This window comes from Stenotrophomonas sp. LM091, assembly GCF_001806305.1.
Classification (GTDB): domain Bacteria; phylum Pseudomonadota; class Gammaproteobacteria; order Xanthomonadales; family Xanthomonadaceae; genus Stenotrophomonas; species Stenotrophomonas bentonitica_A.
In genome coordinates this window covers 2660261-2682284 of sequence record NZ_CP017483.1, presented here as the reverse complement: position 1 = coordinate 2682284, position 22024 = coordinate 2660261, and the positions used below count along the sequence as shown (strand labels likewise).

Below are 22024 nucleotides of genomic sequence, written 5' to 3'. Positions count from 1 at the left end.
CGGTTCAGACGTCGACGTACTCGCGCACGACCCGCTTCACCCCACACGGCAGCTGGTAAGCACTGACCCCGCACAGCGGTGCCAGCGCCTCGATGCGGGGGGCATCGCCCCACAGCGTCACCGTGCTGCCGATGCCGGCCTGCGGCAGGTGGGTCAGGTCCACCGTGAGCATGTCCATCGAGACCCGGCCGATCACGATGCCCGGCTGATCGTCGATCCGCACCGGGGTGCCGTTCGGCGCGAACTGCGGGTAACCGTCGGCGTAACCGAGCGCAACCACGCCAACCCGGGTCGGGCGCTGCGCGACGAAGCGCGCGCCGTAACCGACCGGCTCGCCCACCGCGATGTCACGGACGGCGAAGATCTTCGAACGCATGCTCATCACCGGCCGCAGGCGCCCGGTCAGCGCGGTATGCGCCGGCATCGGGTTGATCCCGTACAGCATCAGGCCCGGGCGCACCCAGTCGCTGCGTACGTCCGGCCACCCCAGCAGCGCTGGCGAGTTGCACAGGCTGGTCTGCCCGGCCAAGCCGTCGATGGTGGCCGCGAAGACGTCGGCCTGCTCGCGGGTGCGCGGGCTGTCCAGTTCGTCGGCCCGCGCCATGTGGGTCATCAGCACCATCGGCCCGACATGCGCCAGCGCGCTCAACGTGGCGTGCGCGGCACGGAACTCGTCCGGCCACAGGCCCAGGCGATGCATGCCGCTGTCCAGCTTCAACCACACGTTGAGCGTGGCGGTGGTCTGGAACGCGGCCACCGCCTCGACCTGCCACGGCGCGCCGACCGCGAACCACAGGTCGTGCTGCACGATCAGCGGCAACTCACTGGCGTCGAAGAAGCCTTCCAGCAGCAGGATCGGGCCGGTGATGCCGGCCGCGCGCAGCTCCAGTGCTTCCTCGATGCAGGCCACGCCAAAGGCATCGGCCTCGGCCTGCAGCGCGCGGGCGCAGCGCACCGCGCCGTGCCCGTAGGCATCGGCCTTGATCACCGCAACGGCCTTGCCGCCCCCCAGTTCGCGCGCCAGCCGGTAATTGCTGCGCAGCGCGTCCAGATCAATCAACGCACGGGCTGGGCGCATGAACTCGGCTCACGGTGACGGACAGAGGCGGCATGGTGGGTGTAACGGAAGATATCCAGGCCTTCGGTGCTGATCTGCGGCTGGCGGGCATCCATCAGGTCGGCCAGGTAGCGGCCGGAGCCGCACGCCATGGTCCAGCCCAGGGTGCCGTGGCCGGTATTGAGGAACAGGTTGCGGTACGGCGTGGCACCGACCACCGGGGTGCCGTCCGGCGTGGCCGGGCGCAGGCCGGTCCAGAACTCGGCGCGCGAGAGATCGCCGCCCTCCGGATACAGATCACGCACCACTTTCTCCAGCGTGGCGCGGCGGCGCGGCGAGAGCGACAGGTCGAACCCGCCCACCTCGGCCATGCCACCGACGCGGATGCGATCGTCGAAACGGGTCACGGCCACCTTGTAGCTTTCATCCAGGATGGTCGAGGTCGGCGCCATTGCCGGATCGGTGATCGGCAGCGTCAGCGAGTAGCCCTTGAGCGGGTACACCGGCAGCTGCATGCCCAGCGGTGCGACCAGCGACGGCGAGTAACTGCCCAGCGCGACCACGTAGTGATCGGCGGTTTCCAGCTTGCCATCGATGCGCACGCCAGTGATGCGGTCGCCATCGCTGTGCAGGCCGGCGATATCCTGGTCGAAACGGAATTCGACCCCGGCATCGACGCACATCTGGGCCAGGCGACGGGTGAACAGCTGGCAATCACCGGTCTGGTCGCGCGGCAGGCGCAACGCGCCGACCAGCTTGTCGGCCACGCCGGCCAGCGCCGGCTCATGGGCGATGATGCCCGCGCGGTCGAGCACCTGGTACGGCACGCCGTACTGGGCCAGCACTTCGATGTCCTGCGCGGAGGCATCCAGCTGCTGCTGGGTGCGGAACAACTGGGTGGTGCCCAGGTCGCGGCCCTCGAATTCGATGCCGGTCTCGCGGCGCAGCTCGTTGAGGCAGTCGCGGCTGTACTCGGACATGCGCACCATGCGCGCCTTGTTGATCGCGTAGCGCTCGTGCGTGCAGTTGCGCAGCATCTGCGCCAGCCAGCGGTACTGGTGCCAGTCCAGGCCCGGGCGGATCGCCAGCGGCGCATGCTCGGAGAACAGCCATTTGACCGCTTTGAGCGGCACGCCGGGGGCGGCCCACGGCGAGGTATAGCCGAACGACAGCTGGCCTGCGTTGGCGAAACTGGTTTCCAGCGCCGGACCGGGCTGGCGGTCGACGACCGTGACTTCAAACCCGGCCTGCCGCAGGTACCAGGCACTGGTCGTGCCGATCACACCGCTGCCAAGGACTAGAACGCGCATGACACCTCTCCAACCCGATCATTCCCTGCGCAGGAGCACGCCGGGACCATAATTGAGGAAGTATAGTCAGCCCCAACCAATCAAATCGCCTGTTTTTCCTGCATCAGGCAGGATATTGTCCCGCCAACATCCTCGAGAGGCTGACGCCGATGGCCACGCGTGCCCGTGAACTGGACAAGATCGACCGCAAGATCCTGCGCATCCTGCAGGCCGAGGGTCGCATTTCCTTCACCGAACTGGGCGAGCGGGTCGGGCTGTCGACCACGCCCTGCACCGAGCGCGTGCGGCGGCTGGAGCGCGACGGCGCGATCACCGGCTATTACGCCAAGCTGGATCCGCATTACCTCAAGGCCAGCCTGCTGGTATTCGTGGAGATCAGCCTGGCCTACAAATCCGGCGATATCTTCGAGGAGTTCCGGCGCGCGGCGCTGAAGCTGCCCAACGTGCTGGAGTGCCACCTGGTGTCGGGCGATTTCGACTATCTGCTCAAGGCACGCATCAGTGAGATGGCCTCTTACCGCAAGCTGCTCGGCAGCACGTTGCTGACCTTGCCGCACGTGCGTGAATCCAAGAGCTACATCGTGATGGAAGAGGTCAAGGAAACCCTGACCCTGCCCATCCCGGATTGATGCCGGGCCGATAACGCAGAAAGGCGGCGCGCGTGTGCGCACCGCCTTCGTTCATTGCGTCAAGCGCATCAGCGCTGCTGCTTCTGGTCCTGGTGCTTCTGGTCCTGCTGCTTGCCGCCCTTCTGATTCTGCTGGTCCCACTGCTGCTGGTTCTGCTGGCCGGGCTTCTGGTTCTGCTGCTGACTGCCCTGCTGCTCCTGCGGCGATTTGCCGGGACTGCGGTTCTGCTGGTTAGCCATGATTGCACTCTTCTCGAAAAACCTCGGGGGATGCGCTGGGTTGCGGCGCGGGTACAGGGTCCCGCCGATCCGGTTAATCACAGGCGAAAAAACAGTGAGGTGGTGCGTTGACGGCGATGACTGCGGGCAGCCCGATGTAAACCATTTATGCTCCGCGGCCCAGCGCCGCAGCCCTCACGGTTTTATCTGCTGGCCATCGCCACTGGGCACCGCGTCGTAGTAACGCCCCGTGCGGGTATCGAGGACGCGGTTGGGGCCCACCTGCTTGACCCCCGGAATGATCCGGCCGTTTCGGTCGTAGACCTTGCTCTGCACGGCCGGCCCCCGCATCGGCGCCGGCTGCGACGGGCCTTTGCTCTGGATCGGGTGCGTGCGCAGCCGCTGTTGGGTCTGCGAGGACGATTTCACCGGCGCCATCTGCCCGGACAGGCTGTCGGCCGGGGCCGGCTGCGCGGGGATCGGCAGGGGCGCAGGGGTCGGCGGCGGGGCCACGACCGGGCGGGTCGCGGTGGGGCTGGGTGGCGGCCCGATCTGCGCGGCCGCGCCCAATGGGAGCAACGCCAGCAGGGCAGCGGCAAGGCGGCGTGGGCGGTACATGGTGATCTCCCGGCGGCGGTTCAGGTCTTCACCATGCACCTGCACGGGTATCAGCACCATGAATGCCGGCTTGTACCTTGAGAGGCAAAAGCCCAATCTAACTGCCATACCAATAGGGAACCTTTATGACGGCTTTTGACCTGTCCCCACCTACCGACGCCCAGCGCCAGGCCTTGGTGGCCGGCCTCAGCGCCGATGAGCAGCGTGTCCTCCTGCACCACGGCACCGAGGCGCCGTTCTGCGGGGTGTTCCTGGACAACAAGCAGGACGGGGTCTACGGCTGCCGGTTGTGCGGCCTGCCGCTGTTCCGCTCCAGCACCAAATTCGACTCCGGCACCGGCTGGCCGAGCTTCTTTGCCCCCTTCGATCCGGCCCATGTCCGCGAGATCCGCGATGCCAGCCATGGCATGGTCCGCACCGAAATCGTCTGTGCGCGGTGTGACAGCCATCTCGGCCATGTCTTCCCCGATGGCCCGCCGCCGACCCATGAACGCCACTGCCTGAACTCGGTCTCGTTGTCGTTCACCCCCAATGGGCAGGCCTATCCGGACCCGCTGCAACGCGGTGGTGCCGAGGCTGGCCCGGCAGGCTGAATCCGGGAAAGTGTGACGTCGAGCGAACGCCCCCCTTCAGAAAGGGTGTGAAGGGGCCGACATGGAGGTATCCCCTTCCCGCGTCGGCCCCATGCTCATCATCGTTGGACTTCTCGTCGTCATCCTCAGCGTGCTCGGCGGTTATGTCGGGGCGCACGGCAAACTCGGCGCGCTGTGGCAGCCCTATGAACTGGTGATCATCGGCGGTGCGGCGCTGGGTGCGTTCCTGGTCGGCACGCCGGTCAAAACCGTGAAGCAGACCCTGGCGGCCACCGTGGGCGTGTTCAAGGGGCCACGCTACAAGCAGCAGGACTACATCGACGTCCTCAGCCTGCTCTATGAGCTGCTCAACAAGGCCCGCCGCGAAGGATTCATGGCGCTGGAAGACCACGTCGAGCGCCCGGCCGAAAGCAGCATCTTCGCCAACTACCCCAAGGTGCAGGCCGACCACCACCTGGTCGATTTCATCACCGACTGCCTGCGCCTGATGATCGGCAGCAACATCGAGCCGCACGAGCTGGAGCCGCTGCTGGAGCTGGAGCTGGAGAAGCACCATGGCGAGGCGATGCAGCCGGCCGCGGTGCTCAACAAGGTCGCCGACGGCCTGCCCGGCTTCGGCATCGTCGCCGCGGTGCTGGGCATCGTGATCACCATGGGCTCGATCGGCGGGGAAATCACGGAAGTCGGCGCGCACGTCGCCGGCGCACTGGTCGGCACCTTCCTGGGCATCCTGCTGGCCTATGGCTTCGTCGGCCCGCTGGCCTCGGCCGTGGAAGCGCGCGCCGAACAGGATGCACGCATCTACGAATCGGTGAAGACCGCCCTGCTGGCCTGCCTGCGCGGCTACAACCCGAAGATCGCCCTGGAATTCGCCCGCAAGACCCTGCCGTCCAACGTGCGCCCGGGCTTCAGCGAGTTCGAACAGCACCTCAAGACGGTCAAGTAAGGCAGCGCCATGGCCGAGACCAAACCCACCGTCATCGTCCGCCGGGTCAAGAAGGCCGGTCATGCCGCGCACCATGGCGGTGCCTGGAAAGTGGCCTACGCCGACTTCGTGACCGCGATGATGGCCTTCTTCCTGGTGCTGTGGCTGATGGCCGCCACCAGCAAGCCCGAGCGCGCGGCGATTTCCGAATACTTCCGCAACCCCAGCCCGCTGGCCGGCAGCAGCTCCACCCCGGCCCCGGGCATGGCCGGACCGGGCGGCGCCAGCACCTCGATGATCAAGCTGGGCGGCGCCACCGACATCTCGCGCGGCAACAGCAACGATCCCTTCCAGAACCAGCAGGCCTCCCGGCCCGTGCCGCAGCAGGACGAGCGCGAGCGCGAGAAACGCCAGCTTGAAGCGCTCAAGCAGGAGCTGGAAGAAGCGATCAGCAAGAGCCAGGCGCTGGAACCGTTCAAGGATCAGCTGCTGCTCGACCTCACTCCGGAGGGGCTGCGCATCCAGATCGTGGACAAGCAGAACCGGCCGATGTTCGACATGGGCAGTGCCTCGCTCAAGCCCTACACGCGCGCGATCCTTCGCGAGCTGTCGCAGTTCATCAACCACGTGCCGAACCGGATCAGCATCACCGGCCATACCGACACCACCGCCTACAACGCGGCCCACGGCTACAGCAACTGGGAGCTCAGCGCCGACCGCGCCAATGCCGCCCGGCGGGCGCTGCTTGATGGCGGCATGACCGAGGACAAGGTGACCCGGGTGGTCGGGCTGTCCTCCTCGGTGCTGTTCGACCGCACGCAGCCGGACAACCCGATCAACCGCCGGATCAGCATCGTGGTGATGACCAAGGCAGCCGAAGCGGCAGCCTTGGCCGGCGCCGGGCAGGAAGTTGCCCTGTCGCCCACCGCTGCCGATGCCGATATCCAGGCGACGCTCGCGCCGGCTGTCGCGCCCTGAGGGGTGCGACGAAGGCGGCAGCAGAGGGAATTCAGGGAATCCGTGGAGCCGGCCAGCGGCCGGCACTACAATGGGTCTTTCCTTTTGTAGATAGACCGCACCCATGTCCAAGCAGTCCAAGGCCAAGCGCGACAAGCGCAAGAAGCAGCAGCCCAAGCGCCCGATCAACCGCCTCAACGCCCAGCAGCCGGTGCAGAACCATGCCGTGCTGACCAACGAAGAAGGCCAGGTCGTCGCCGCGATCGGCCTGCAGGGCACCGAGTGGCTGCTGGCCATCGGCGGCCAGACCATGGGCAACGCCGACAACCCGGTGCCGATGCTGGCCATGCTCAAGCACCTGTCCAACGTCCAGGAAAAGGAAGGCCGCAAGGTCAACCTGGAGTACTCGACCCAGCTGCAGCAGCTGATCGACGACCTGGCCGCCGACGAAGGCAAGACCGCCGACGAGTACCTGGCCCAGCTGGTCTCCGAGTTTGAAGGTGTGGAAGGCGAGGAAGGCGAAGACGCCGAAACCGCTGCCGACGCCGGCGACGACGCCAAGGTGGCAGACGAGGCCGGCACCGATGCCGACGCCGACGCCGCCCCGGCCGCCAGCGACGACAAGCCGCAGGCCTGAGCCACGGCGATCCGGTGACGGTCTATATCGACGATGCAGTACATCCCTGGCGCGGCGAGCGCTGGGCGCATCTGATGGCCGACACCCTGCCCGAGCTGCACGCCATGGCGGCGCAGCTCGGGATTCCACGGCGGGCGTTCCAGAACCGCCGCAGCGGCGCGCACTACGACGTGCCCGCCCCGCTGCGCCTGCAGGCCATCGCGCTGGGCGCACAGGCCATCTCACGACATACGGACCGCGAACGGGTCAAAGCCGTGATCGCCAACGCAAGAAGCCAGTATCAGGCGTAGCTGCCGACCGTGGGTCGGCATGCGCAGGCCGCAATCGCGCCCTCAGAACGGATCGCTGCCCGGCCGTACTTCCACGCCCAGCAGCGAGCACAGCGCCAGCATCGCATCGTCATCGCGGTTGAGCGCCATCCAGCCGGCCAGCGTGTCATTGCCGGTATCCACGCTCCACAGCGCGTAGTTGTGCTCGCGCAGGCGGTCGTGGGCGGTGGTCATCAACATCGGCGCATCCACCTCCGCCACGAAGTCTTCATCGTCCAGGTCGCCGCCCCAGTCGATCTGCAGGTTCCAGCGCGCGGACAGCTCGTTCACCGCCGACATCAGCGCATCGGCATCGCCCCGCTCCACCTCGAACCCGGACTGCCAGGCAATCGCGGCCATCATCGGCGGCAGCCAGTCGGCGTCCTCATCGATGCCCTCGCCGCTTTCCAGCAGCGCCTCGCGCCAGCGGTTGAACTGCTGCAGCGCCAGTTCTTCATCGCCCGGGTTGATCAGCACGAACAGATTCCAGATCCGCGCCTCGAAATCGTCCTCGTCGAAATCGCGCTCTTCTTCTTCGAAGTCGAAATAATCGCTGTTGTCGGGCATGGCCGGTAATCCTGGAGACAGGGGCGCATTCTGCCGTGCAAGGGCGTTGGCAGGAAGCGAAATTCGGCGTGGGGCCCGCTGCGGTTTATCCTGTGCGGCAGAAGACGGCCTTGGTGGTCGTCAGCATCCTGTGACCATGAGCGATACCCCTCCCGATCACCTGGCGATCAACCCGGCCAGCCCCTTCCACGATGCCGCTGCGCTGGAGCGCGGCGTGGGCATCCGTTTCAACGATGTCGAGCGCGACAACGTTGAAGAATATTCGGTCAGCGAAGGCTGGATCCGCGTGCAGGCCGGCAAGGCCCGCGACCGCCGCGGCAACCCGATGACGATCAAGGTCAAGGGCACCGTGGTGGCCTACTTCCTGGATCAGAAGCCGGACGCCTGATCCCACGTCTGCCGGAGACGTCTGATCCACGTGTGGCGGGGTAGAGCCACCCCACGGGTGGCTGCGCGGACCCACTGGAACCCTCGCGTCAGGGACGAAGGGCAGCCACCCATGGGGTGGCTCTACCCGTGGCACGGTGCGGCCTCAATCGCGTTGCCGCGTCTCCAGCAGGTCCAGATTGCGGATCAGCCTGCGCGAGATCTCATCGGAGATCTTGCCCCGCCGGGTCAGGCGGAACAGCTCTTCACGCTCGGCGGTCAGCCCCGCGGTGCGCAGCTGGCGATAGCCCTGCTCCATGCGCTTGACCTTCTCCGGATCCGCATCCGGCCCGGCTTCCTTCTCCAGGTTGCGCTGGTACAGCAGGCTGACCCGCGAGGCGGCGTCGTTGTAGAGCTGCACGTTCTCGGTGGTCTGGTTCTGCACCAGCTGCTGGCGCGTGCGCTCCACGCCGGCCAGCGCGGCCTTGGCGGCCAGCTTGCGTGCCAGGTCCTCTTCCTTCCGCTCGCCCGAATCGGCCGGCAGTTCCAGGCCTTTGAGCAGGCGCGGCAGCGCGATGCTGGCACCGACCAGCGAAATCAGGATCACCGCCGCGGCCAGGAAGATCACCAGGTCGCGTGCCGGGAAGGCACTGCCGTCGGGCAGGAACAACGGCAGGGTCAGCACGCCGGCCAGGGTGATCGCACCGCGCACGCCCGCCACCGAGGTCGCCACCACGATCCGCCAGGAGGTGCCCTGCCGGGCCTCGCCCCGATGGCGCGCACGCAGCAGGCTCCAGCGCAGCGACAGCCACACCCAGGCCAGGCGCAGCAGCACCAGCGCCAGGTTGATCACCACCACATAGACCAGCAGCCACCACGCACTGTGGTGCCCGCTCTCGCTGACGGTCTTGATCGCGCGTTCCACGATGCCCGGCAACTGCTCGCCCAGCAGTACGAACATGATCCCGTTGAAGCTGAACTGCAGCATGTTCCAGACCGCCGTGCGCTGCACGCGCATGCTGCCCGAGACGCGGCCGGTGAGCTCCACGTAGCTCATCGTGACACCCGCGGCGACCGCCGAGAGAATGCCCGACGCATTGAGTTCTTCGGCCAGCAGGTAGGCCGCGAACGGGATCAGCAGGTTGACCAGCAGCGCCGCACCCGGCTCCTCGCCAAAGCGCCGCCACAGCCAGCGCTGGAAGGTGGACACGCCCAGCGTCACCGCCACGCCGATCGCCAGTCCGGCCACCGCCACCCACAGGAAGGTCAGCGAGGCATTCGCCAGCGAGAAGGTCCCGGTCATCACCGCCGCCACCGCGAAGCGGAAACAGACCAGGCCGGACGCATCGTTGAGCAGCGACTCGCCTTCCAGGATGTGCATCAGCCGCTTGGGAATCGGCGCGCGCGAGGCGATCGAGCTGACCGCCACCGGGTCGGTCGGGGAGATGATCGCCGCCAGCGCGAAGGCCACCGCCAGCGGCATCACCGGGATCATCCAGTGGATCAGGAAGCCGGCACCGATCACGGTGAACACGACCAGCCCGAAGGCCAGTTCCAGGATTACGCCCTTGTCGCGGAACAGGCCCTGCTTGGGGATGCGCCAGCCATCCAGGAACAGCAGCGGCGGCAGGAACAGCAGGAAGAACATCTCCGGCTCGAGCGCGTGGCCGCGGTTGAACACCCCGGCAATGACCGCGCCCAGCCCGATCTGCACCAGCGGCAACGGCAGCGACAACGGCAATACGCGGACCAGGTAGCCGCTGGCGACCACCGCCACCAGCATCGCCAGAACGACTTCAATGGTATGCATGCATTTTCCAGTAAGCAGCGCGGGGGAGGCTGCGGACAGCCGGCGCCGGAAACAGGAAAAAACGTACCACACGTGCGCCGCCACGCGAATGCGCGGGGCGCGGCAGGCTCAGTCGGCGGACAGCAGGCCCCTCACGCGGCGCGCTGCTGCGCGTCGGCGCCATCGAAGCGATAGATGTCCATCGCCAGGAAGCCGGCATCGATCCCGGCATCGATGCGCTGCGCACCGAGCGCTTCGCCACCGGCGGCGCCCATCGCAAAGTGCAGTGGCTGCAGGTGCTCGTCGCTGGGGTGCGCCTGCACCGCGTGCGGGGCCTGGCGGCGGTAATCGATCAACGCAGCGCTGTCATCGGCGGCCAGGCGCTGCTCGACCCATTCGATGAAGGGGCGCACATAAGGCGCCTCCTTGCCGTCCGCGTAGCTGCGCCAATCGTGCAGGTTGTGGGTGATGCTGCCCGAGCCGATCAACAGCACGCCCTGCTCGCGCAGCGGCGCCAGCGCGCGCCCCAGCGCGAACTGGTGGGCCGGCCCGAGCAGTGGCTGGATCGCCAGCGGCACCACCGGGATGTCCGCCTGCGGATACAGGAACCGCAGCGGCACCCATGCACCGTGATCGAGACCGCGCTGCGGATCGATCGCGGCCGGCAGACCGGCAGCGCCCAGCCGCTGCGCGACCTCCTGCGCCAGCGCGGGCTCGCCCGGGGCGGGATACTGCAGGTCGAACAGTGCCTGCGGGAAACCGCCGAAATCGTGAAGGGTGGGCGGTTGGGCGTGGCCGCCCACCGCCGGCTGATGGGTCAGCCAGTGCGCCGAGGCCATCACGATCGCGCGCGGGCGCGGCAGGCGCGCCGCCAGCGCGGCCAGGCGCTCGCCCACCAGACCGGGATGGAGTGCGGTCATCGGCGAGCCATGGGAGATATAAAGGGACGGCAAGCGGGACATCGCGGACTCCAATGGCAGGACCCAACGGGTCGATCTGCAGATCAGCGTATTGCGGACAGATCGGCCAATAAATACGATGCATCGACGCTGTTTATTTCGGAAAAAGAAACAATGGACACTCTGGACGCCATGCGTGTGTTTGTCGCCGTGGTCGAGCGCAACGGCTTCAGTGCCGCCGCGCAGGCCCTGGACCTGTCCACCGCCGGGGTGACCCGGCAGATCGCGGCGCTGGAAAAGCGCCTCTCGACCCGGCTGCTCAACCGTACGACCCGCCGCGTGAGCCCCACGAGCACGGGCGCGGCCTACTACGCCGAGTGCGTGCGGCTGCTGGCCGAGTTCGACGCGCTGGAAGCCGGCATCAGCGCGCAGGCGCTGGAGCCGTCTGGGCGGCTGCGGATCAACGCGCCGGTCAGCTATGGCATCGCCCGCCTGGGCCCGCTGCTGGCCGGTTACCGCGCGCGCTACCCGCAGGTGGAACTGGACCTGTCGCTGTCCGACCGTCTGGTGGACATGGTCGAAGAAGGCTATGACGTGGCCATCCGCATCACCCGCCAGCCCAGCCCGGCCCTGATCGCGCGCAAGCTGGGCGACGCACAGATCAGCCTGTGCGCGGCGCCGTCGTACCTGGACGCGCACGGGCGCCCGCAGCAGCCGGAAGACCTGTCCGCGCACGAGTGCCTGAGCTACAGCTACTGGGCCGGTGGCGATGCATGGCAACTGCAGGGACCACGGGGGGAGGTCTCGGTGCCCGTGCACGGCGGTGTCCGCGCCAACAACGGCGATGTGCTGCGCGAGGCCGCGATCGCCGGCATGGGCATCATCGTGCAGCCGGATTTCCTGGTCGCCGACGCGCTGGCCGATGGGCGGCTGGAGCGCGTGCTGCCCGAGTGGCAGGTGCCGGGCGTGGGCATCCATGCGGTGTACACCAGCCGCAGCCACCTGGCCCCGAAGGTGCGCAGTTTCATCGACTACCTGGTGGACGCCCTGGCGTGATGCCGCGCGGCACCCGCCACCAGACACCACCCGGCGCTATGCCTCCACCGATTCCAGTTGCCCGATGAGCCGTGCCAGCGGCATCGGCCGGCCGAGCAGATAGCCCTGCACCTGGTCGCAGCCATGGGCGGCCAGCCACTGCAGCTGGCCGGGCGTTTCCACGCCCTCGGCGATGATGGTCAGCCCCATGCTGTGGCCCAGTGACAGCAGCGCGCGGCAGATCGAGGCGTTGCGCGGGTTGGTTTCCACGTCGGCCACGAAGCTGCGGTCGATCTTCAGGATGTCCAGTGGCAGGTGCTGCAGGTAGGACATGTTGGAATAGCCGGTGCCGAAATCATCCAGCGAAATGCAGATGCCCTGCTCGTGCAGGCGCTGCATGGTCTGTTTGGCCTGGCCCGGCTTGCGCATCAGGCTGCTTTCGGTCAGCTCGACCTGCAGCGCACCGCGGGCCAGCCCGAATTCGTGGCTGGCGCGGGTGAACTCGGCCACCAGGTCGCTGTTGAAGAACTGCACCGCCGAGACATTCACCGCGATGGGCAGGTCCCAGCCCGCGTCGACAAGCTGCCGCTGCGCCTGCGCCGCAGCGCGGATCACCCAGCGGCCCAGGGCGAGAATCAGACCGGTGTCTTCGCACAGCTGGATGAACTCGCCCGGCGGAATGAAACTGCCATCGGCCTGGGGCCAGCGCAGCAGGGCTTCCAGCGCGGCCGGGCTGCCGTCGCTGGCGTGGCAGATCGGCTGGTAATACAGCTCGAACTCGGTGTCGATCGCACTGTGGATGCGCCCGGCCAGGCGCAGCCGCTCGGCCAGGCGCGAACTGACGGTCGCGTCGTACCAGGCGATGACGTTGCCTTCGTCGCGCGCCGCGTGGGCGGCCTGCGCGGCCATGCCGATCACCTGTTCGGCGGTGCTGGCATCGTCGCCGGCCTTCACCGCGACACCGATGCGCGGCTCGAACTGGTGCAGCCAATCCTGCCCCCGCACCGGTTCGGAAACAGTCTGCACCAGGGTGTCCAGCGCGGTCTGGCGCTGATGGTCGTCGCGGATGGCGAAGATGAAATCCTCGGCGGGCTGGAACGCCAGCAGCCCGTAGCGCACGCCGAGCCCGCCCAGGCGCTTGGCCATCGCCTGCAGCACCACGTCGCCGACCTCGCGGCCGAGCGTGTCCGAGACCAGCTGCAGGCCGCGGAACTGCACGTACGCGATCGTGTACGCCCCGCCCTCCTCGTCCAGCTGCGCGGCGAGTGCACGCGTATTGAGCAGGCCGGTCGCCGGGTTGTGGGTGGCGTGGTAGGCCAGGTCGCGCTCATAGGCAAGCCGCTCGCTGACGTCCTCGGCCAGCACCAGGCAGGCCTGGCGGCCATCGAAATCCAACCGCGCCAGATGCGCACGCACCTCGAAGACGCTGCCGTCCTTGCGCTGGTGCAGGCGCACCTGCGCGTCCTGCACATCGCCGATGCGGGCCTGCGCGATCGCCCCGCGGATCTCCTCCCAACCCTCGCGCGGGCGGATGTCCAGGATGCTCATCGCCAGGAATTCATCGCGGCTGTAGCCATACTGGCGCACCGCCGCTTCGTTGACCTCCAGGAAGCGCAGCGTGTCCGGATCGAACACCCAGAACGGCGCCGGATTGCGGTCGAACAGCAGCCGGAACTGGCGCTCGGCCTGCTGCACCCGGGCCAGCGCATCGACCCGCTCGCTGACATCGGTCAACGCACCGATCATGCGGCGCTGGCGGTCCACCACCGCCACGCGCTGGCCGCGCGCGGCAACCCAGCGGGTCGCGCCACCCGGCAGCACCAGGCGGAACATCTCATCGAGCACGCCGCTGCCGGCAAAGGCGGCATCGAAGGCCTGCTGCATGCGCGCGGTGTCGTCGTGGTGCACGCGCGCGAAGAAATCCGCGACGGGCAGGCTCTCGATGTCGATGCCGAAGATCTCACGGGCCAGCGGCGACCAGCGCAGCAGGCAGGCATCCTCGTCCACGTACCAGGTACACACCTTGCCGACCTGATGGGCCATGCGCAGCTCGGCATGGCCGGTGCGCAGTTCCTCGCTCAGGCTGTCCTGGTCGCGGGTGGCGCGGCGCAGGCTGACATACACCGCGGCAAACAGCGCCCAGTACAGCAGGTAGACCCCGATCGAGGCCTGCACATACGGCCACCAGGCCGCCAGCACATCGCGCCGGCCCAGTCCGGCGTAGACCGCCAGCGGGTACTGGGCCAGCGTGCTCAGGCTGGAAATGCGCTCGATGCCATCCACGGCACTGGTCTCGGTGCCCAGCGGGGTCAGTGCGTCGCGGCGCAGCAGCTCGCGCTTGGCCAGCCCGAAGCGACGCCCCGCCACGGCGCCGGGATCCGGGCTGCGCGCCAGCACGTAGCCATGCGGGTCGGTGATCGAGACCACCCCGGCATCGCCGGTATCCATGCCGCCGATGATGGCCTGCAGTTCCGCCGTGCGCAGCCGTGCCAACAGCCAGCGGTCACCGCCCATCGGCAGCGCCAGCGGCAGGATCCAGTGCGCGGCATCCAGCGCCTGCGGCGGCCCGAGGAAAATCTGGCTGCCCAGGCCGCGATTGCCATCCACCGCCCACAGCGGCAGTTGCAGGTCGCCGCTGCCACTGGTCAGGGCCCGCCCGTACTGGTCGACCACCACGATGCTGTGCAGTTCGGCATGCCGCTGCAGCGCCCCGGCGATGCTGGCATCGAGCAGGTCCGGTGCCTGCGCCGGCACCCGCTGGAAGAGCAGCGCGCCATCGCGGGAGATGCCCTGCATCACCCGCTCCAGGTTGCGCAGTTCCAGCCGCAGCAGGCGCTGGGCGCCGGTGGCCAGCGCCGAGCTCTGGCGCTGCGCGGCTTCCTGCCGTCGCTGGCAGTCATTGAGCAGCGTCGCCACCAGCCCGGCGCCCAGCAGCACGCCCAGGGATACCCCGAGCCACACGAACGTCCGCAGTGGCCGTGCCAGGGCACGGTTCAACGCGGGCATCGCAACCCTTTTCCCGAACGACAGGCTGACTTCATCTGTAAACGCTTCCTGGTTTCCCCAAACCTGAGCGGCCGCTGCCCGGGATTCTTGACGCCTTGCTCGTCACACCGGCGCCAGCCGGCGCCCGCGGAATCCGTGCAGGCCCCAGCATGCACCAGCGCGTACGGCACGGGAAGCACCGCGGCCGGGGTTCACATCAGTGAACCCGGAAGACCGGCACACCCGGTACCCGATGCCGCCGAAGCCGGCATAACCGCGCGCCCGGTACGGGATTAGACTTGGGTGTTTCCGTTGCTGAGAAGCTCAATGTCCAAGCTGCGCCGCCCCACCCTGATGCTCGCCATTGCCGCCAGCCTGTCGCTGAGCCTGGCCGCCTGCGACCGCGAGGCCACTGCACCGGCCGCGGCCGCCCCCGAGACCACCCCGGCCGAACCGGCCGCGCCCAAGCCGCAGCTGGGCAGCTTCGGCTTCGACGCCGCCGGCATGGACCGCAGCGTCGCCGCCGGCGATGACTTCTTCGGCTTCGCCAACGGCACCTGGGTCAAGAACACCGAGATCCCGGCCGACCGCTCCAGCTACGGCAGCTTCAATGTCATCTCCGAAAAGACCCTGGCCGACACCCGCGCGATCCTCGAAGGCGCCGCGGCCGACACCAAGGCCGAGGGCGAGGCCAAGCTGATCGGCGATTACTACGCCGCCTTCATGGACGAGAGCGGCATCGAGTCGCGCGGCGTCGCCCCGGTCAAACCGGAACTGGACGCCATCGCCGGGATCAGCGACAAGGCCGCGCTGGCCACCGCGCTCGGCGGCACGCTGCGCGCCGACGTGGACCTGCTCAACGCCACCAACTTCTACACCGACCGCCTGTTCGGCGTGTGGGTCTCGGTGGATCTGCTGCAGCCGGACCGAACCGCGCCGTACCTGGTGCAGGGCGGCCTGGGCCTGCCGGACCGCGACTTCTACCTGCAGGGCGGCCGCATGGCCGAGATCCGCAAGCAGTACCAGGCCTACATCGCCCAGGTCCTGCAGCTGGCCGGCGTCGCCGATCCGGCCGCCAAGGCGCAGCGCATCCTCGCGCTGGAGACCAGGATCGCCCAGGCCCACGCCACCCAGGAAGACACCAACGACGTCGCCAAGGGCGCCAACGCCTGGAAGCAGGCCGACCTGAGCGCCAAGGCCCCGGGCATGGACTGGAACGCGTTCCTGGCCTCGGCCGGGCTGGACGCCCAGCAGGACTTCATCGTGTGGCAGCCCAAGGCCGTCGCGGGCATCTCGCGCCTGGTCGCCACCGAGCCGCTGGAGGTCTGGAAGGACTACCTGGCCTTCCATGCGCTGGACCGCGCCGCGCCGTACCTGCCCAAGTCGTTTGCCGATGCGCGCTTCGCCTTCCACGGCACCACGCTCAACGGCACCCCGCAGCAGAGCGAGCGCTGGAAGCGTGCGGTGGATGACAGCAACCATGCCGTGGGCGAAGCGATCGGCAAGCTGTACGTCGAACGTCATTTCGATCCGGCCACCAAGGCGCGCGCGGACGCGATGGCCAAGAACATCATCGCTGCGTTCGCCAAGCGCATCGATGCGCTGGAGTGGATGTCGCCGCAGACCAAGGCGCGTGCCAAGGCCAAGGTGGATGGCCTGACCGTGGGCATGGGCTACCCGGACAAGTGGCGCGACTACGCCGGTCTTGAGATCAAGCGCGATGACGCGCTGGGCAATGCCGAGCGTGCGGAGCTGTTCGAGTACCGCCGCAACATCGCCAAGCTGGGCAAGCCGGTGGATCACAGCGAGTGGGCGATGCTCCCGCAGACCATCAATGCGATGAACGTGCCGCTGGAAAACCGCCTGGTGTTCCCGGCCGCGATCCTGCAGCCGCCGTTCTTCGACGGCGCAGCCGATGATGCGGTGAACTACGGCGCGATCGGTGCGGTGATCGGCCATGAGATCAGCCACGGTTTCGACAACGCCGGTGCGCTGTTCGATGAGACGGGCAAGCTGCAGAACTGGTGGACGCCCGAAGATCTGAAGAAGTTCAACGCGGCCGGCGATGCACTGGCGGCGCAGTTCAGCAGCTACACGCCGTTCCCGGGGGTATCGGTGAATGGTCGTCTGACGCTGGGCGAGAACATTGCGGACGTGGCAGGTCTTTCGACGGCCTACGATGCGTATCAGTTGTCGCTGCAGGGCAAGCCGGGCCAGACGCTGGAAGGCTTCACGCCGGATCAGCGGTTCTTCCTGGGCTTTGCGCAGGCATGGCGGAGCAAGGCGCGTGAGCAGGCGCTGCGCAATTCGCTGTTGACCAATGTGCATGCGCCGGGCCAGTTCCGTGCGTTGACGGTGCGCAATCTGGATGCGTGGTATCCGGCCTTCGAGGTGAAGGAAGGCCAGAAGCTGTACCTGGCGCCGGAGAAGCGGGTCAAGGTGTGGTGAGGTGCGTCACCGCACGTTGCTGAGATGAGAGAACGGGCGCTTCGGCGCCCGTTTTTTTTCGCTGTAGAGCAGCGGGTCCCGGAAGCCTGTGCGTGCCCGACCCAACCAGCGGGCACAGGGCACTTGCCGCTTCAAGGCCAATCAGCAAGCACCCCAGCCGACACACCCATCCGCGTGCACGCCCGCGTCGCCAGCCCATCCTGCAGCGCGCGCCGGAACAACGGCGCCATGCCTTTGAGCATCACCGCCGATGCCCGCGACTGCGCACGCTGCATCGGCGTGCGCTGGATCATCGCAGTCGCCCAGTCCGGCAGCAGCGCTGCACCTGCACCGAGGAACAGCTCGCGCGAGAGACCCGCCATCGGCACCGGCAGGCGGATGCCTGACAGCACCGCCAGCACCTCGCGCGAGCGCGCATCGAACACCAGCTGCGATTGATGGCGCGCGAAGTAAGCGTCCACCTCCGCTTCCGACGCGGGAACGTCTACAGCGCCAAGCGCCTCGGCCACGCGCTTGTACTCACGGTAGTACTGGTCGGCGACCGCCGTAGGCACGTCCCGGCAATAGCGTCGGCAGCCCTGCAGGAAACCGTACGCTTCAGTGACGTGCACCCAGGTGAGCAGCGCGGGATCGTCGGCGGAATACGCGCGGCCATCGGCGGTGTGACCGCACACCTGTGCATGGATGCGGGTCACCTTGGCGATCAGCGCCTCCACTTCCGCGGTGGGTGCGTAGGTCGTTCCAGCGACGAACGCGGTGGTGCGGCGCAGGCGGCCGACCAGGTCATCGCGGAAGTTGGAGTGGTCGTACACCCCGGCCAGTGCCAATGGATGCAGGGTCTGCAGCATCAGGGCGCACAGGCCGCCGGCGAGCATGCCGGGAAACTCGGCATGCACCCGCCAGGTGATGCTGTCGGGGCCGAACCAGCCGGGGTCGCCCAGCGGGTGGTCGTAGTCGATCCCGCTCTGGCCGCGGGGGAAGGCGCCCAGCACCCAGCGGCGTATGGGGGCGGTGGCAGGGCGGGCAAGCGAGCGCAGCAGGGAGGACATCAGCAGTACCGAGGGCGAGCGGACCGGCATTTCGCGCGGATGCGTCAATTCTGCGTGATACCGGTGGGGCTGGCGAGGCAGGTGCCCGCCAGGGTCTGCGCAATGTGCAGATGCAGCATGGGAGCCGCCGTCCGAGCCGTATTTACCCGGCGATTTACGTGCCGCAGTGCGCAAATCCGCTGCGAGATTGCCCATTCAGGCAGAAATGGCGCCGGATCTTTGCGCTTTGCCCATTGCCAAGCGCCGTGAAAGTGCTAGAACTGGATACGCCACAACGTCGTCCAATGCGCTGCCGCACGTTCCAGAAGGAGCTCGTCATGATCGCTTTGTTCAAAGGTTTGGGTCTGCTGTTGCAGGACAACGAGCTGTACAGCAGCCCGTTCGAAAAACAGGTCGCGCATTGGCGTAACAAGAGTGAACAGCAGATCCGCGAAGAAGTCGCGGTACTGGCCAAAGCCAAGGGCCAGTGGCTGATGGCCTCGATCGTGGGCTGGCAGGCGTCCTCCCTGCTCATCCTCGGCCTGATCAGCAACTACCTGTGGAAGGATGACTTCCATATCACCTTCACCCGCGTGGTGATCGTGTTCGGTTCATGGGTGTCGATCCTGTTCGTGATCTGGTTCATGGCCAACATGTTCGATCACACCGCCGGCTTCGAGCGCTGGATGAAGGCCTTCAACAGCCGCGCCCGCATCACCTCCGATGCCGATACGGTCGAATGCGTGGCCGAGGCGCTGGACATGGCCCAGCACTATCCGGAAGTCCTGGATTACAAGCAGGCGGTGAGTGCCAAGCGCGAGCTGCGCCACGAGGACATCCGCATCATGCGCGAGATCGGCCGGATGAAGCAGCACACCGAACTGGTGGGCCAGCTCAATCATGTCGGCGAGCAGCCCAACGGCACCAACCTGCATCTGCAGCCCGCGTTCTGACCCTACTGAAAAGCGGGGGGAGCCACGATGCCACCGTGATCACTCACGGTGGCATTGTTCTTTCTGGACGGCGCTGACGCAGTGCTTGAAGCCGGCCTGGAGCCCGGCCATCTGCTCCGTCTTGCCCACCGCCACCGCCAACCGGTGCAGCGGCGGATAGGGGCAGTCTGCGTCCTTCGTGCAGCGCGCATCCAGCACCAGGTAATGGCAGCGGCCGCTGCTGCTGGCGATGCAGTCGAAGTTGGCCACGCCGTTGTCGACCGTGGTTTTGCTGTACAGCGTATCCACGCCGTTGGCGCGGATGCGGGTGACGGAGGTGTCGTTCGATTGCTGGCAGGCCGCCAGCATCAACACGCAGAGACTGGCGACAACGGCGGTACGCATGGCAGGCTCCAGACGAAGAAAAAGGCGCGTTACATCCCGCGGAACAGGCTCATGAACGGCTGGCTGACGTTGAGCACTTCGGTGCGGTGCTTCAAGCGCAGCTGGCCGCGGCCGGTGTCATCGCGGGTGACTGCGGCGACCGCCTTCATGTTCACGATGGTGGAGCGGTGGATCTGGCGGAAACGTTGCGGATCGAGCGCATCCAGCAGTTCACGCAGCGAGGTGCGCAGCAGGCTTTCGCCCTGCTCGGTCACCACCGTGGTGTATTTGCTGTCCGCACGGAAGTAGATCACATCTTCGAGCATGATCAGCTGCGTGTCGCGGCCGTTGCTGGCGGTGATCCAGGCCAAAGGCGGTGCGCTTGAGGCGGCGGCGGGCTGATTGCCGAGGCGCTGCAGCAGCTGCTCGAGCATGCCGCTGTCCGGGCGGCCCAACTGCATGCGCGCCAGGATCCGCTCGCGCGTGGCCAGCAGGCGCTCATCGCTGACCGGCTTGAGCAGGTAGTCGATCGCGCCCTGCTCGAACGCGTCGATGGCGTACTGGTCGTAGGCGGTGACGAACACCACCTGGGTGCGCGGGCTGATCTCGGGCAGCGCGCGGGCCACCTCGATACCGGTGATGCCGGGCATGCGGATGTCGAGCAGGGCCAGGTCCGGCTTCAGCTCGGCCAGGCGCTCCAGCGCACTGGCGCCGTCCTCGCATTCGGCCACCAGCCGCAGTTCCGGCCACAACCGCTGCAGCTGTGCCACCAGCGACTGGCGCAGCAGGTCTTCGTCTTCGGCAATGAGGGCGTCAAGCTGCATGGATCGCCTCGCGGGCATCGCGCGGCAGGGTGATCGTCGCTGCCACGCCGGTGGGGAAATTGGACACGATCGCCACGCCAGCGTGCTCACCGCAGGTCAGGCGCAGGCGTTCGCGCAGGTTCTTCAGGCCGATCCCGGTACCACTGGTGCCCTGCCCGAACCCGAGGCCGTCGTCGGCCACGGTGAGGGTGACATGGTCCTCGAAGGCGCGCGCGATGATCCACACCGTGCCGCCGCCGGGTTTGGGTTCCAGGCCGTGTTTGATCGCGTTCTCGACCAGGGTCTGCAGCGCCATCGAGGGCAGCGGCAGGCTGAGCAGGGCCGGGGGCACGTCCACCTGCAGGGCCAAGCGGGCGCCCATGCGGATCTTGAGGATTTCCAGGTAGGCCTGGGTGCGCTCCAGCTCCACGCCCAGGGTCGACATCGATTCCTCCACGCTGGGCAGCGAGCTGCGCAGGTACTGGATCAGGTGCCCGAGCATCTGGTCGGCGCGCGGCGGATCGGTCCGGGTCAGCACCTGCGCGTTGGCCAGCGTGTTGTAGAGGAAGTGCGGCTCGACCTGGGCGTGCAGCAGGTTGAGCTTGGCCACCGAGAGTTCCTTCTCGGTCGCGGTCTGCTCGGCGGCGGCCTGCTCGTCGCGGCGCTGCTCGGCCACCCGGCGGGTGATCGCACGGCCGACCGCTTCGGCGTTCTCATGGTTGCTGCCTTCGTCCACCGCCAGCAGATCGGCCCAGACCCCGGCATCGGGCTCGAACAGCAGGGTCACGCTGCTGGTGCCCTGCCCCGGCGTGACCGTGGCGAGCACGCTGTTGCGCTTGATCGCCAGCCGCGCAGGCAGGTTCCAGCGCGACGGTGGGCGGCCGTTGTAGATATCCACGCGGCGCACATAGGCACGGACCTGCAGGCTGCCGGGCGCACTTTCGATGTCTTCCACGCGTGGCAGCTCGGCGATGGCCGCCTCGACCAGGGCAAAGGCCGGGCCGGCATCCATCGGCACCTCGATCTGGCGGCGCTGGCGGCTGGACAGGGTGGCCGCGTCCAGGCGCCCGGCGACGTGCTGCACGCGGCGGATATGGGCGATGCAGCTGCCCAGTGCGGTCACCATCACGAACAGGGCCAACAGGCCGAACACCCAGCCGGGGCCTTCATCCATACCGTGGAAGAAGCCACTCCAGACGAACCCCGCCACCACGATGGCGGCGGCCCAGGCCAACAGAATGCGGAAGATCAGGGAGAGGCTGGCGAACACGGCGGCGTCATCACATAGGGAGTGAGGCGAGCATAGCCCCGCCGCCAGCGGGAACAAGCGGCATGCGACGAAGGCAGGGTTTGGGGGGACGAAGCGGTGTAGAGCCACCCCATGGGTGGCTGGCTTTCTTCCGGAACCGCGAAGCCACGCATGGCGTGGCTCTACGTCTGGGTTCGAGACCGCGAAGCCACGCATGGCGTGGCGCTACGTCTGGGTTCGAGACCGCGAAGCCACGCATGGCGTGGCTCTACAGCGGGCGTCCGGCC

22 protein-coding genes are annotated in these 22024 nt (G+C 67.5%); 10 read left to right on the top strand and 12 right to left on the bottom strand.

Translation table 11 applies throughout. The annotated features are described in order from the left end of the window. Positions 1 to 4 precede the first annotated feature (4 nt). Together alr and BIZ42_RS11675 are read right to left on the bottom strand one after the other, a co-directional pair. Positions 5 to 1078: an alanine racemase gene (gene alr / locus BIZ42_RS11680; protein WP_019185756.1), complete on the bottom strand. Its 1074-nt coding sequence runs from the start codon at positions 1076 to 1078 to the stop codon at positions 5 to 7. Further along, entirely contained in the window at positions 1057 to 2367 is a 1311-nt protein-coding gene (locus tag BIZ42_RS11675) for a D-amino acid dehydrogenase (RefSeq protein WP_070426536.1), read from the bottom strand. The genes alr and BIZ42_RS11675 overlap by 22 nt, the downstream gene beginning before the upstream one ends. A gap of 149 nt (positions 2368 to 2516) precedes the next feature. On the opposite strand from BIZ42_RS11675, the gene BIZ42_RS11670 reads away from it, so the two are divergent. After that, entirely contained in the window at positions 2517 to 2996 is a 480-nt protein-coding gene (locus BIZ42_RS11670; RefSeq protein WP_046272909.1) for an Lrp/AsnC ligand binding domain-containing protein, read from the top strand. 68 nt (positions 2997 to 3064) lie between these two features. Here BIZ42_RS11670 and BIZ42_RS11665 read toward each other — a convergent pair whose 3' ends face one another. Together BIZ42_RS11665 and BIZ42_RS11660 are read right to left on the bottom strand one after the other, a co-directional pair. Beyond that, on the bottom strand, positions 3065 to 3235 hold the full coding sequence (locus tag BIZ42_RS11665; protein WP_019185753.1) for a hypothetical protein: 171 nt from the start codon (positions 3233 to 3235) through the stop codon (positions 3065 to 3067). Between the two features lie 174 nt (positions 3236 to 3409). Next, positions 3410 to 3892, bottom strand: coding sequence for a classical arabinogalactan protein 4 (locus BIZ42_RS11660; protein ID WP_083279850.1), 483 nt, complete (start codon positions 3890 to 3892; stop codon positions 3410 to 3412). 65 nt (positions 3893 to 3957) lie between these two features. Here BIZ42_RS11660 and msrB point away from each other — a divergent pair, with 65 nt between their 5' ends. The 5 genes from msrB (at position 3958) to BIZ42_RS11635 (ending at position 7234) form a co-directional block, all read left to right on the top strand. Next, positions 3958 to 4425, top strand: coding sequence for a peptide-methionine (R)-S-oxide reductase MsrB (gene msrB, locus BIZ42_RS11655; RefSeq protein ID WP_019185751.1), 468 nt, complete (start codon positions 3958 to 3960; stop codon positions 4423 to 4425). A 91-nt stretch (positions 4426 to 4516) separates the two neighbouring features. Beyond that, positions 4517 to 5371, top strand: coding sequence for a flagellar motor stator protein MotA (gene motA / locus BIZ42_RS11650; protein ID WP_019185750.1), 855 nt, complete (start codon positions 4517 to 4519; stop codon positions 5369 to 5371). Between the two features lie 9 nt (positions 5372 to 5380). Beyond that, complete coding sequence (gene motB / locus BIZ42_RS11645; RefSeq protein WP_046272907.1) at positions 5381 to 6328, top strand: flagellar motor protein MotB; 948 nt, start codon at positions 5381 to 5383, stop codon at positions 6326 to 6328. 103 nt (positions 6329 to 6431) lie between these two features. Continuing rightward, positions 6432 to 6944 (top strand): hypothetical protein, encoded by a 513-nt coding sequence (locus BIZ42_RS11640; RefSeq protein WP_070426535.1) that lies wholly within the window; start codon positions 6432 to 6434, stop codon positions 6942 to 6944. Positions 6945 to 6958: 14 nt separating this feature from the next. Further along, complete coding sequence (locus BIZ42_RS11635) at positions 6959 to 7234, top strand: DUF4031 domain-containing protein (protein WP_019185747.1); 276 nt, start codon at positions 6959 to 6961, stop codon at positions 7232 to 7234. Between the two features lie 42 nt (positions 7235 to 7276). On the opposite strand, the gene BIZ42_RS11630 is transcribed toward BIZ42_RS11635, so the two are convergent. After that, positions 7277 to 7819 carry a hypothetical protein gene (locus tag BIZ42_RS11630; RefSeq protein ID WP_070426534.1) on the bottom strand — a complete coding sequence of 181 codons (543 nt, stop codon included), beginning with the start codon at positions 7817 to 7819 and terminating at the stop codon, positions 7277 to 7279. A gap of 136 nt (positions 7820 to 7955) precedes the next feature. On the opposite strand from BIZ42_RS11630, the gene BIZ42_RS11625 reads away from it, so the two are divergent. Beyond that, a complete protein-coding gene (locus BIZ42_RS11625) occupies positions 7956 to 8207 on the top strand; it encodes a DUF3297 family protein (RefSeq protein ID WP_019185745.1) in 252 nt (83 codons plus the stop codon). 144 nt (positions 8208 to 8351) lie between these two features. Here BIZ42_RS11625 and BIZ42_RS11620 read toward each other — a convergent pair whose 3' ends face one another. Both BIZ42_RS11620 and BIZ42_RS11615 read right to left on the bottom strand, forming a co-directional pair. Next, the gene (locus BIZ42_RS11620; RefSeq protein ID WP_070426533.1) at positions 8352 to 9995 is read right to left on the bottom strand and encodes a Na+/H+ antiporter; all 1644 of its coding nucleotides are present in this window, start codon (positions 9993 to 9995) and stop codon (positions 8352 to 8354) included. 131 nt (positions 9996 to 10126) lie between these two features. Beyond that, on the bottom strand, positions 10127 to 10936 hold the full coding sequence (locus BIZ42_RS11615) for a class III extradiol ring-cleavage dioxygenase (RefSeq protein WP_070426532.1): 810 nt from the start codon (positions 10934 to 10936) through the stop codon (positions 10127 to 10129). A 111-nt stretch (positions 10937 to 11047) separates the two neighbouring features. On the opposite strand from BIZ42_RS11615, the gene BIZ42_RS11610 reads away from it, so the two are divergent. Beyond that, entirely contained in the window at positions 11048 to 11929 is an 882-nt protein-coding gene (locus BIZ42_RS11610) for a LysR family transcriptional regulator (protein WP_070426531.1), read from the top strand. A gap of 36 nt (positions 11930 to 11965) precedes the next feature. Here the strand turns inward: BIZ42_RS11610 and BIZ42_RS11605 are convergent, their stop codons facing one another. After that, complete coding sequence (locus BIZ42_RS11605; protein WP_070426530.1) at positions 11966 to 14914, bottom strand: EAL domain-containing protein; 2949 nt, start codon at positions 14912 to 14914, stop codon at positions 11966 to 11968. 306 nt (positions 14915 to 15220) lie between these two features. Between BIZ42_RS11605 and BIZ42_RS11600 the strand changes: the two genes are divergently transcribed. After that, the gene (locus BIZ42_RS11600; protein ID WP_070426529.1) at positions 15221 to 17341 is read left to right on the top strand and encodes a M13 family metallopeptidase; all 2121 of its coding nucleotides are present in this window, start codon (positions 15221 to 15223) and stop codon (positions 17339 to 17341) included. A gap of 131 nt (positions 17342 to 17472) precedes the next feature. On the opposite strand, the gene BIZ42_RS11595 is transcribed toward BIZ42_RS11600, so the two are convergent. Then, positions 17473 to 18390, bottom strand: a complete 918-nt coding sequence (locus BIZ42_RS11595) for an oxygenase MpaB family protein (protein WP_070427521.1) — start codon at positions 18388 to 18390, stop codon at positions 17473 to 17475. A gap of 317 nt (positions 18391 to 18707) precedes the next feature. On the opposite strand from BIZ42_RS11595, the gene BIZ42_RS11590 reads away from it, so the two are divergent. After that, positions 18708 to 19322, top strand: coding sequence for a hypothetical protein (locus BIZ42_RS11590; RefSeq protein WP_026070179.1), 615 nt, complete (start codon positions 18708 to 18710; stop codon positions 19320 to 19322). 39 nt (positions 19323 to 19361) lie between these two features. Here the strand turns inward: BIZ42_RS11590 and BIZ42_RS11585 are convergent, their stop codons facing one another. Genes BIZ42_RS11585 through BIZ42_RS11575 form a run of 3 tightly spaced genes read right to left on the bottom strand, consistent with a single transcriptional unit; the run spans position 19362 to position 21758 of the window. Continuing rightward, on the bottom strand, positions 19362 to 19706 hold the full coding sequence (locus BIZ42_RS11585; protein WP_070426528.1) for a hypothetical protein: 345 nt from the start codon (positions 19704 to 19706) through the stop codon (positions 19362 to 19364). Positions 19707 to 19735: 29 nt separating this feature from the next. Further along, positions 19736 to 20509 (bottom strand): LytTR family DNA-binding domain-containing protein, encoded by a 774-nt coding sequence (locus tag BIZ42_RS11580; RefSeq protein WP_019185736.1) that lies wholly within the window; start codon positions 20507 to 20509, stop codon positions 19736 to 19738. Next, complete coding sequence (locus BIZ42_RS11575; RefSeq protein WP_070426527.1) at positions 20499 to 21758, bottom strand: histidine kinase; 1260 nt, start codon at positions 21756 to 21758, stop codon at positions 20499 to 20501. The genes BIZ42_RS11580 and BIZ42_RS11575 overlap by 11 nt, the downstream gene beginning before the upstream one ends. Positions 21759 to 22024 lie beyond the last annotated feature (266 nt).

Bases quoted from the DNA above. Each gene is read 5' to 3' on its own strand.
- BIZ42_RS11595 (WP_070427521.1), bottom strand. From the start codon at position 18,390: ATGTCCTCCCTGCTGCGCTCGCTTGCCCGCCCTGCCACCGCCCCCATA.
- BIZ42_RS11670 (WP_046272909.1), top strand. From the start codon at position 2,517: ATGGCCACGCGTGCCCGTGAACTGGACAAGATCGACCGCAAGATCCTG.
- BIZ42_RS11625 (WP_019185745.1), top strand. From the start codon at position 7,956: ATGAGCGATACCCCTCCCGATCACCTGGCGATCAACCCGGCCAGCCCC.
- BIZ42_RS11610 (WP_070426531.1), top strand. From the start codon at position 11,048: ATGGACACTCTGGACGCCATGCGTGTGTTTGTCGCCGTGGTCGAGCGC.
- BIZ42_RS11630 (WP_070426534.1), bottom strand. From the start codon at position 7,819: ATGCCCGACAACAGCGATTATTTCGACTTCGAAGAAGAAGAGCGCGAT.
- BIZ42_RS11620 (WP_070426533.1), bottom strand. From the start codon at position 9,995: ATGCATACCATTGAAGTCGTTCTGGCGATGCTGGTGGCGGTGGTCGCC.
- msrB (WP_019185751.1), top strand. From the start codon at position 3,958: ATGACGGCTTTTGACCTGTCCCCACCTACCGACGCCCAGCGCCAGGCC.
- BIZ42_RS11640 (WP_070426535.1), top strand. From the start codon at position 6,432: ATGTCCAAGCAGTCCAAGGCCAAGCGCGACAAGCGCAAGAAGCAGCAG.
- BIZ42_RS11585 (WP_070426528.1), bottom strand. From the start codon at position 19,706: ATGCGTACCGCCGTTGTCGCCAGTCTCTGCGTGTTGATGCTGGCGGCC.
- alr (WP_019185756.1), bottom strand. From the start codon at position 1,078: ATGCGCCCAGCCCGTGCGTTGATTGATCTGGACGCGCTGCGCAGCAAT.
- BIZ42_RS11600 (WP_070426529.1), top strand. From the start codon at position 15,221: ATGTCCAAGCTGCGCCGCCCCACCCTGATGCTCGCCATTGCCGCCAGC.
- BIZ42_RS11615 (WP_070426532.1), bottom strand. From the start codon at position 10,936: ATGTCCCGCTTGCCGTCCCTTTATATCTCCCATGGCTCGCCGATGACC.
- BIZ42_RS11590 (WP_026070179.1), top strand. From the start codon at position 18,708: ATGATCGCTTTGTTCAAAGGTTTGGGTCTGCTGTTGCAGGACAACGAG.
- BIZ42_RS11660 (WP_083279850.1), bottom strand. From the start codon at position 3,892: ATGGTGCTGATACCCGTGCAGGTGCATGGTGAAGACCTGAACCGCCGC.
- BIZ42_RS11665 (WP_019185753.1), bottom strand. From the start codon at position 3,235: ATGGCTAACCAGCAGAACCGCAGTCCCGGCAAATCGCCGCAGGAGCAG.
- motA (WP_019185750.1), top strand. From the start codon at position 4,517: ATGCTCATCATCGTTGGACTTCTCGTCGTCATCCTCAGCGTGCTCGGC.
- BIZ42_RS11675 (WP_070426536.1), bottom strand. From the start codon at position 2,367: ATGCGCGTTCTAGTCCTTGGCAGCGGTGTGATCGGCACGACCAGTGCC.
- BIZ42_RS11580 (WP_019185736.1), bottom strand. From the start codon at position 20,509: ATGCAGCTTGACGCCCTCATTGCCGAAGACGAAGACCTGCTGCGCCAG.
- motB (WP_046272907.1), top strand. From the start codon at position 5,381: ATGGCCGAGACCAAACCCACCGTCATCGTCCGCCGGGTCAAGAAGGCC.
- BIZ42_RS11605 (WP_070426530.1), bottom strand. From the start codon at position 14,914: ATGCCCGCGTTGAACCGTGCCCTGGCACGGCCACTGCGGACGTTCGTG.